At 72.1% G+C, this 8,648-nt stretch carries 9 protein-coding genes, 1 pseudogene and 1 riboswitch; of the genes and pseudogenes, 4 read left to right on the forward strand and 6 right to left on the reverse strand.

What is annotated here, in order from left to right; all coding sequences use genetic code 11:
* Positions 1–1,192: pseudogene (locus GT045_RS22320) on the forward strand (reductase); the annotation flags it as partial.
* Positions 1,193–1,487: 295 nt separating this feature from the next.
* Here the strand turns inward: GT045_RS22320 and GT045_RS22325 are convergent.
* On the reverse strand, positions 1,488–2,570 hold the full coding sequence (locus tag GT045_RS22325) for a protein kinase family protein (RefSeq protein WP_161335219.1): 1,083 nt from the start codon (positions 2,568–2,570) through the stop codon (positions 1,488–1,490).
* Between the two features lie 77 nt (positions 2,571–2,647).
* Positions 2,648–2,770, reverse strand: a complete 123-nt coding sequence (locus tag GT045_RS40505; RefSeq protein WP_272926881.1) for a hypothetical protein — start codon at positions 2,768–2,770, stop codon at positions 2,648–2,650.
* Between GT045_RS40505 and GT045_RS22330 the strand changes: the two genes are divergently transcribed.
* Together GT045_RS22330 and GT045_RS22335 are read left to right on the forward strand one after the other, a co-directional pair.
* On the forward strand, positions 2,769–3,731 hold the full coding sequence (locus GT045_RS22330; protein ID WP_161335220.1) for an alpha/beta hydrolase: 963 nt from the start codon (positions 2,769–2,771) through the stop codon (positions 3,729–3,731). The genes GT045_RS40505 and GT045_RS22330 overlap by 2 nt on opposite strands.
* Positions 3,732–3,839: 108 nt before the next feature.
* Positions 3,840–3,907, forward strand: a riboswitch (guanidine-III (ykkC-III) riboswitch).
* A gap of 11 nt (positions 3,908–3,918) precedes the next feature.
* Positions 3,919–4,797: an MBL fold metallo-hydrolase gene (locus GT045_RS22335; RefSeq protein WP_161295669.1), complete on the forward strand. Its 879-nt coding sequence runs from the start codon at positions 3,919–3,921 to the stop codon at positions 4,795–4,797.
* On the opposite strand, the gene GT045_RS22340 is transcribed toward GT045_RS22335, so the two are convergent.
* On the reverse strand, positions 4,771–5,337 hold the full coding sequence (locus GT045_RS22340) for a DUF3291 domain-containing protein (RefSeq protein WP_161295667.1): 567 nt from the start codon (positions 5,335–5,337) through the stop codon (positions 4,771–4,773). The two genes, GT045_RS22335 and GT045_RS22340, sit on opposite strands and share 27 nt — an antisense overlap.
* 416 nt (positions 5,338–5,753) lie before the next feature.
* Between GT045_RS22340 and GT045_RS22345 the strand changes: the two genes are divergently transcribed.
* Entirely contained in the window at positions 5,754–6,488 is a 735-nt protein-coding gene (locus GT045_RS22345; RefSeq protein ID WP_161335221.1) for a hypothetical protein, read from the forward strand.
* 52 nt (positions 6,489–6,540) lie between these two features.
* On the opposite strand, the gene GT045_RS39010 is transcribed toward GT045_RS22345, so the two are convergent.
* The 3 genes from GT045_RS39010 to GT045_RS22350 form a co-directional block, all read right to left on the reverse strand.
* A complete protein-coding gene (locus tag GT045_RS39010; protein ID WP_202516212.1) occupies positions 6,541–6,717 on the reverse strand; it encodes a hypothetical protein in 177 nt (58 codons plus the stop codon).
* A 192-nt stretch (positions 6,718–6,909) separates the two neighbouring features.
* On the reverse strand, positions 6,910–7,071 hold the full coding sequence (locus tag GT045_RS39015; RefSeq protein WP_345942720.1) for a hypothetical protein: 162 nt from the start codon (positions 7,069–7,071) through the stop codon (positions 6,910–6,912).
* 93 nt (positions 7,072–7,164) lie between these two features.
* The coding region (locus GT045_RS22350; RefSeq protein ID WP_237538784.1) for a prolyl oligopeptidase family serine peptidase at positions 7,165–8,648 on the reverse strand (1,484 nt) is incomplete at its 5' end.

Below are 8,648 nucleotides of genomic sequence, written 5' to 3' on the forward strand. Positions count from 1 at the left end.
CGCGGGCCCGGGGACGGGCGTGGCCGCGGCCTCCGTCACCCCGTCCGCCGCGGGACCGGCCCGCTACACCAGGGCGGCACCCTTCTCCACCCTGCTCATCGGCAACCGGCTGCTGAGTCTGCCCGGTTCCCGCAAGGAGGTACGGCAGTTCTCCTTCGACACCCGGGGCGGTGAGCTCGCCTACGAACCGGGGGACGCCCTCGGCGTGTGGCCGGTCAACGGCGCCGGGCTCGTCGCCGAGTGGCTCGCGCTCACCGGACTCGACCCGGACGAGCCCGTGGAGCTGGACGGCGGTGCGCCCCTCCCGCTGGAGGAGGCGCTGCGTACCCGTCTGGACATCTCCCGCATCACCACCGGCCTGCTCAGGTTCGTGTCGGAGCGGACCGGCAGTGTCGAGCTGAGGCGGCTGCTGCGGACCGACAACCCCGACAACAAGGACGGTCTCGCGCGGTGGAGCTGGGGCCGGCAGGCCGCCGACGTAGTCGCGGCGTTCCCGGTCCGGGCGTCGGCGGCGGAATGGACCTCCGTGCTCAGACCGCTCCAGCCGCGGCTGTACTCCATCTCCTCCAGCCCGCTCGCGCACCCCGGCGAGGTCCGCCTGACCGTCTCGGTCGTCCGCTACACCAACGACCTCGGCCGCGACCGCAAGGGCGTGTGCTCCACCTACCTCGCCGACTGCGCGGACGACGGCCCGGTGCAGGTCTTCGTGCAGCGCTCGGCGCACTTCCGGCCGCCCGCCGACCCCGCCACGCCGATGATCATGGTCGGGCCCGGTACCGGCGTGGCACCCTTCATCGGCTTCCTGGAGGATCGCCGGGCCCGCGGCCACACCGGTCCCAACTGGCTGTTCTTCGGCGAGCAGCGCCGGGCCACCGACTTCTACCACCGCACGGAACTTGAGGCGTTCCAGGCATCGGGCCGGCTCGACCGACTCGACCTGGCCTTCTCCCGAGACCAGCGCAACAAGATCTACGTCCAGGACCGCATGCGCGAGAACGGCGGCCGGCTGTGGCAGTGGCTCCAGGACGGCGCCCACTTCTACGTGTGCGGCGACGCGGGCCGCATGGCGAAGGACGTCGACCGGGCGCTCAGGGACGTCGTCGCGACCCACGGCGGGCTGGACTCCGCCGAGGCCGCCGCCTACGTCAGACGTCTGGCGGCGGACAAGCGCTATGTCCGTGACGTGTACTGAGCGGACGAGCGCCGGGCGGGGTCCGGTAGCCCCTGGCGGAGCCGGACGACCAGGGCTGCCGCTGTCGCGGTGTCGAGGAACACGTACCCGCGCCCGTCGTACCGGGAGACGACGGCTCGGTGCTGCCAGAACCGGCAGACCGCCCCCTGGACGGTGCTCCGCTCCTTGTGCCGGTTCCCGCCGAAGCCGGGTGGCCGTCCGCCACGTGGCCCTCCGCGCCGGCGGGCGGCGACCGTCCCCGTTCGGCACCAGCCGGTTCCCTCCGGCCGGCGTGCGGCACCGCGGGCCGCGGCGGTCACCGTCCTGCCGGTGGTGTCCTGGCCAGGGCCCGCTCGATCTCGGCCGCGGGGAACGGAGTGCGCTTGCTCTGCGTGAGCAGTCGCCGGTGAAAGTCGTCCAGGACGATTGCGTGCGGCGCGTGGCGGTCGATGATCGCCCCGATGTCGGACGGAACGCCGTCGGGCCTGTGGCCTTCGGCCCATGCTCGCAGGAAGGCCCCGTGTGCGGTGCCACCACGCACACCGTCGGGCAGGTGATGGCGAAGGAGGTGGCCCGGTGCGTAGCAGCGGTCGTACACGAGATGATCGGCGAGGAAGGCACGTTCCTGCGCCGAGAGGTCGAAGTCGCGGCTCGACGCGAGCCCGAAGTCCGCGAAGAACACCTGCCGGCCGTCAGTGAGCAGGTTGGCGAAGTGCGCGTCGAAGTGGACAAACCCGCGCGCACTCATGAACTCCGTCCCCCTCAGCAGCGCGTCCTCGACCCACTCGTAGGACGACTCGCCACCTGGACCCCGCCAGGCGGTATGACGGGTGTTGCCGAGCCACGCGGCGAGCGTCTGGGGCACATGTTCCGAAAACAGCACCAGGCTGAAGGAGGACCCTCCGATGGCCTCCAGCCGACGGCGCACGGCCGGTGATCCCTCCCAGTGGGCAACCGCCCCCTCGACACCCCCGAACTCGTCGGCGAAGTCCGCCGGGGCGCTGTCCGGCAGGATCCGCCAGTGATACAGCAGCGGGAAGCCCGTGTACTCGTTCTTCAGCACCCAGCCTGTGGCCAAGGTGTGAGCGGCCAGCTCACGCCAAGCACCGAACCCCGCCGACCCCACCCCGTACTGGTAGAAGAGGGGAAGCCCGAAGAGGTTGGCGGTCGATCGCACGTGCTCCGGCCGCAACTCGATGTCCGTCAGCGGGATCCGCTTGACGAAGACGCGTATCCCCTCGATCTCCATCTGCGCCGACCTGCCACCGACACCGGAACCGAGACTCGGTGCGGCGGCCACCGCATCCCTGAGCCGCCGGTCGCTGTACAGGGACAGCCGTGCCCCCGCGGTCGCGTATGCGGACAACCGCGCGTGATGTCCTGCCTTGGTCACATCCACGGAGGCTCCAGCCCGGCATCGGAATCGACTGCCGCCGATCATGCCGCAGGCCCCCGCCGTTCCCGGAGTCGGGGTCATCACCGCCAGGGCACCGGGCGGCCCCGGCCATCGGTGAGGCCGCCGGGGTGGACAGCGGGCAGGGGGCCGGCGGCATGTGTCGGCACCGGCCCGGTGATCGTGGCCAGTACCCTCGTGCTCATGGTTGAGCATCGAATGGTTGACGTGAACGGCATTCGGCTGCACATCGCCGAGCAGGGCGAGGGCCCCCTGGTGGTGCTCCTGCACGGCTTCCCCGAGTCATGGCACTCCTGGCACCGCCAGCTGGGTCCCCTGGCCGACGCGGGCTTCCGGGTCGTCGCGCCCGACCAGCGTGGCTACGGGCGCAGTGACCATCCCGACGACGTCGGCGCGTACACGATCCTGCACCTGGTGGGTGACGTCGTCGGACTGATCCGGGCCCTGGGCGAGGAGAAGGCGTACGTCGTCGGGCACGACTGGGGCGCGCCGGTGGCGTGGCACACCGCTCTGCTCCGTCCGGACCTGGTGCGCGGGGTGGCCGGCCTCAGCGTGCCGCCTCCGTTCCGGGGGAACCAGCCGCCGCTGCCCGCCATGGAGAAGATGTTCGGCGGCCGCTTCTACTGGAACTACTTCAACCGTCCCGGTGTCGCCGACGCCGAGTTCGGCCGCGACCCCCGCACCGCGCTGCGGAAGTTCTTCTACTGGGCTTCCGGGGACGCTCCCGACGCCGGCTCGGGCAAGCAGCCGCTGGTCGACCCCGAGCGCGGCTGGCTCGCCGCCATGCCGGACCCCGAGACGCTGCCGGCGTGGTTCACCGAGGAGGACCTCGACGCGCTCGCCGAGAGCTTCTCCCAGGGCTTCACCGGAGCCCTGAACTGGTACCGCAACCTCGACCGCAACTGGGAACTGACCGCCGCCTGGCACGGTGCCGTCGTCACCTCGCCGGCCCTGTACGTCTACGGTGAGCGCGACGCCGTGCCCGCCTTCCCCGGTACACCGGAACTCATCGAGCGGCTGCCCGCCCTGATGCCCAATCTGTGGCGCGCCCCCCTCGAACTGCCCGGCTGCGGCCACTGGACGCAGCAGGAACGTCCGGACGAGGTGAACGCGGTGCTGATCGACTTCCTCAGGGCGTGCTCCTGACCCTGCTGCCGGGCGGCCCGCCGCCCATGGGGAAGAGGGCGACGCGGGTGGTGGTGCCGGTGGACACCGGGCGGCGCGGCCGCCGATCGGGCTCGTGGTAGCTTCGCGGTGGAGGCGCGGAGGTGCCGGCCCCGGACGAGATGTGCGCCGTACCCGGCCTGCCAAGACGACGCACTCGGGAGGCGTCATGTCCGCGGACACGTCCGGCATCGACTTCGGCGGCCCGGTCCTGCGGCCTCGCGGGTTCGACGTCCGCTGGATCCACGGTTCGCCGTCGTCCAAGCACAACACCGACCCGGACATCCAGGTCCACGAGTACGACGAGCACACGGTCGTCCTGCGGCAGAACATGGCGGTCCACTACGAAGCGCCGTTCATGTTCCTGTTGTTCGGCAACGCGCGGGCGGTGCTGATCGACACCGGCGCCACCGCGTCCCCCGACTTCTTCCCCCTGCGCCGGGTCGTCGACGAGCTGGTCGACGGCTGGCTCGCCCGCCACCCCCGCCAGGACTACCGCCTGCTCGTGCTGCACACGCACGCCCACGGCGACCACGTCGCGGGCGACGGCCAGTTCGCCGGCCGTCCCGGCACCACCGTGGTCGACGCGGACCTCGCCGCGGCCTGGAAGTTCTTCGGATTCGACGAGGACCCCACCGCCGTGTCGCGGGTCGATCTGGGAGGCCGCGCCCTCGAGTGCCTGGCCACTCCCGGGCACCACGAGGCAGCGGTCACGTTCTACGACCCGTGGACCGGTTTCCTGCTCACCGGCGACACCGTCTACCCCGGCCGGCTCTACGTCCAGGACCGGTCCGCCTTCACCCGGACCATCGACCGCCTGATCGAGTTCTGCGAGCACAGGCCGGTCACCCATGTCCTGGGCTGCCACGTCGAGATGACCACCGAACCGGGCGTGGACTACCCGGTCCGCACCACCTACCAGCCCCACGAACCCCCGTTGCAGATGACCACCGGCCACTTGCACGAAATCCGCGCCGCGCTCGACGAGGTGGGCGACCGGCCCCGCCGGCTCGCCCGCCCGCTATTCGTCATCTGCCCGGACGACTGAGCCACGCCCGGTGCCTTCGATGCCCGTCACCGTCCCGTCCGGGGCGAACGCGTCGCGGAAGGTGAACGCGTGCGGGGCGGGGCCGTGGTCGTGGAGGTGCTCCAGCCGGGAAACCCCGTCCCGCCAGGTGGGTGTCGCGTCGTCGGCGACCCACCAGGACACGTGGTTCGGGTGCCCTGTCCGCTCGAACCAGTCGTATCGCCTGGTCAGCGATTCCCGGTGCACGCCGGTGTAGACGGCGTCGAAGGCGGGGCGCGGGCCGGTCCAGAGCGAGAGGGTCGCGGCCAGGGCGGTGGTCTCTGCCGTACGGCCCTTGCCGTACCAGGCCGGTACGGCGAACTCTCCCCACGGCCCCCAGTCCGCCTCGAAGAGCCCGCCGCGGTCGACGTCCGCCGCCTGGGCATGCGCGAGGTGCCCGGGGTGCTGGCCGATCTCGCGGTAGACGGCCTCACCCAGGTCGTAGAACTCGCGCGTGAGCGGACCAGGATCGGTGAGAGGTGACTTCAGGACGCCGAACGTGTACAGAGCAAGTCGGGGCATGCGTCTCTCCCTGGTCGGGGCTGCCTGGCGGGTGTCCGGTCCGGTGGCTTGCGCAGGAGGCGAGGTTCGCGGCGGGGTGACCGGCTCGTCCCTTCGCGGTCGGCCCAGCCCCGAGGAATCCCTGTGCGACCGTGGCGGCCACCGAGGACGGGATGAAGGTAGCCGCCTGTGCCGGGCCCTGTCGAAGTTGCGATTTCCTTGCGCCCGTGGCCTCTTGCACGGGTCCTTGCGGGAACCGGGAGCCGACAGGGGCACGTCATCGAGATCGTTTTACGCGCCGATGGGAAGGCGAAGGGGCTCCCGTTAAGGGGAACTGACTATTCCCCATGGACGGGGTAACCGGATCTCCACGGTGGTCGTCCGAGGCGCCAGGTGGCCGCCGGTTCTCACGTGACACTTCCCTGGAAGGATTTACCATGCCCGCGAGCCGTACGTTGATCGCGTCCCTGATCTGCGCGACCGCCGCACTCGGGGCCGCGGGGTGCTCCGACGAGGACTCCTCGGACCAGCCGTTCGAGGGGAAGAGCGCGGACCGGGTGGCCGCCGAGGCGGTGGCCGCGACCCGGGACGCCACCTCGCTGCGCATGGCCGGCAAGGTCGCCGCGGACGGCCGGCCGCTGACCGTCGACTACCACGTCGACACGCGCAAGAACTGCACGGGCACCATGGTCGCGGACCAGGCGTCGGCCCAGATCATCCATGCCGGCCAGGTCACGTACGTCAAGGGCGACAAGGGGTTCTGGGCCAGTGCCGCCAAGAACGCGGCGGGCGGACGGAAGGACACCCGGGCGCTGGCCGGCCGGTGGGTGAAGGTACCGGTCGGTGACGCGAGCACCACGGGCCTGTGCGACAAGCAGGGCTTCCTGGCCGACATGGACAGTGACAAGTCCGAGCGCAAGGGGATGACGAAGGGCGACGCCACGACGGTCGACGGCAAGAAGGCGATCCCGCTGACGAAGAAGAAGGGCGGCGGCGAGACCATCACCATGTTCGTCGCCGCCGAGGGAAAGCCGTACATCCTCAAGCTCGTGCAGTCCGGCGGGAAGAACGCCGGCACCGTCGTCTTCTCCGACTACGGCAAGCCGGTCCACGCGACGCCCCCGCCGGCGAACCAGGTGATCGACGGTACCCGGGGCGGACAGACCTCCTAGCCGCGGACGGGCGGGAGGCGGTGGACCGGCTTGTCCGTGCGCCGCGTGACGGTCAGCGTCTGCGGCCGCGCGGGGCCCAGCCGCTTCCCAGGCCCGCGAGGTGCAGGGCCAGGAGTGTGAGGCCGATCAGCATGATGTTGGTCTGGCTGAAGACGTCGTTGGTGGAGATGTCGGCCGCGTCGATCAGAAAAGCGATGAAGAACAAGGCCGCCGCAACTATGGCCAGCATGGTGTCCGTCCTCCCGGTCGGGTGAGGTCGCGGGTCGCGATGCACTCCGGATGCCCCCCGACCGCCCTTCCACGCAGCCCGCGGCCACGCGGACCGCGCGACACGCCGACCGCAGCCGGGCCACACCGACCGCGGCCCGCCGCATGAACCGTCTCGCAGGTGTCATGGCGGCGGGCCGCGGACCGGTGTGCGTCACATCCCCGACGCCGACCGGCGGGCACGCAGCTTGCCGAACAGCCGCTGGGCCTGGGCCCGGCGGCGCGGGTCGGCCGCGGTACGCCGTACCTGTTCGATCGTGCGCCGGCCCTGCGGGCTCCTCGCGAACTGCTTGACTCGTTCGAAGACTCCGGACACGACACTCCTTCCGACGGTCGGTGCCCTGTTCTCGTCGGGCCCCGTGACATCCGGCTACCCGCGGACCGGCGGTCCAGCCGTGGCCGGTGCGGGTCAGCCGGTCAGGTGCCGTTGCAGCCAGTCGGCGGCGGCACGGCGGAAGAGCCGCCGGTTGTCCGCGCGCAGGAAGTCGTGGCCCTCGTCGCGCAGCGTGAGCAGTTCGGCGCTCAGGCCGCGTTCACGGGCGGCTCGCACGAACTGCTCCGACTCCCCGGGCGGCACGTTGGTGTCGTGCTCCCCGTGCACGGCGAGCACCGGTGCGCGCAGCGCGTCGACGCGGCTCATCGGCGAGAGCGTGCGCAGCAGTTCGCGGTCGCGCTCGGGGTGGCCGTACTTGTGCGCCGCCGACTGCGCGATCCAGGGCTCGGTCCCCGCGAAGAACGTCGCGAAGTCCGACATGCCGCACACCGCCACCCCGGTCCGGAACAGTTCCGGGTGCCAGACGAGGGAGGCGAACGTGAGGTAGCCGCCGTACGAGCGGCCCATGACGGCCAGCCGGGACGGGTCGGCCGGGCCGGCCAGGACCGCGTGCGCGACGCAGTCGGCCACGTCCTCGATCGCGGCGAACCGGCCGTCGGCCAGGTCCGCGTCGACGAACGACCGGCCGTACCCGGAGGAGCCCCGTACGTCGGGTGCGAAGACGTCCAGTCCCCGCCCGAGGATCTCGTGGTAGAGCGGGTTGAGGACGGGGCGTTCCTGTTCCTCCGGGCCTCCGTGCAGATGGACCACGCAGGGCGCCGGCTCCCCGGGGCTGCGTCCGGGTGCCCGGTAGTACCAGCCGTTCAGCGGCAGTCCGTCCCGGGCGGTCAGGCTCACGTGGACGGGGCGCACGGCCGGGCGCCCCGGGGGGACGGCGTCCTCGTCCCGGGACGACCACGCAGTGCGCTGCAGGGTCACCCCCTCGGGGAGCCACCACACGCCGGGGCGGCGCTGGGACCCCGACAGGGCCAGCAGCAGCCGCGGGCCGGCGCCGACGACGCGGGTGACCACCTCGTGCGGCAGCGGCACGGGCCGGGGCGGTCCGGTGGCGGGGCCGGACGTACCGGCCGCGCCGGTGTCGAGGACCTCCACCTCGCTCACGCCCCGGACGTTCCAGGCCAGTACGACGGTGCTGCCGTCGTGGGCGCGGTGCAGCAGTTCCAGGTCGCTGTCGTCCCGCGCGGCCGCCACGGACCAGCCGTGCGGCTGTCCGTCCGGGTCCAGACCGGCGGTGAGCAGGACGGCGAACTCCCGGTAGGCGTCGCTGCGCAGCCAGAGCGTGTCGGCGCGGGGCGAGAACCCGCCGATCCAGGGGTCGCCGTCGGCCACCGGCACCACACAGGTCGTGGCGCGGTCGGCGGTGCGCGTCACCACCGCCTCGCGCCGTCCGCGCGGTCCCCGGCGCAGCAGCGCCAGGCCGCCGTCGCGGCTGAGGTCGCACACGCGCAGGGTCGCCGCGTCCTTCTCGGCGGCGAGCAGGACGGGGGCGGTCACGCCGTCGGGGTCGATCAGGTAGGCCGACAGTCCGTCGCCGAAGCCGGCGGCCGGCGCGGGGCGTC

This window comes from Streptomyces sp. SID486 (genome assembly GCF_009865385.1).
In the GTDB taxonomy this organism is placed as follows: Bacteria; Actinomycetota; Actinomycetes; order Streptomycetales; family Streptomycetaceae; genus Streptomyces.

Bases quoted from the DNA above. Each gene is read 5' to 3' on its own strand.
- GT045_RS22330 (WP_161335220.1), top strand. From the start codon at position 2,769: ATGGTTGAGCATCGAATGGTTGACGTGAACGGCATTCGGCTGCACATC.
- GT045_RS40505 (WP_272926881.1), bottom strand. From the start codon at position 2,770: ATGAGCACGAGGGTACTGGCCACGATCACCGGGCCGGTGCCGACACAT.
- GT045_RS22335 (WP_161295669.1), top strand. From the start codon at position 3,919: ATGTCCGCGGACACGTCCGGCATCGACTTCGGCGGCCCGGTCCTGCGG.
- GT045_RS22340 (WP_161295667.1), bottom strand. From the start codon at position 5,337: ATGCCCCGACTTGCTCTGTACACGTTCGGCGTCCTGAAGTCACCTCTC.
- GT045_RS22345 (WP_161335221.1), top strand. From the start codon at position 5,754: ATGCCCGCGAGCCGTACGTTGATCGCGTCCCTGATCTGCGCGACCGCC.
- GT045_RS39010 (WP_202516212.1), bottom strand. From the start codon at position 6,717: ATGCTGGCCATAGTTGCGGCGGCCTTGTTCTTCATCGCTTTTCTGATC.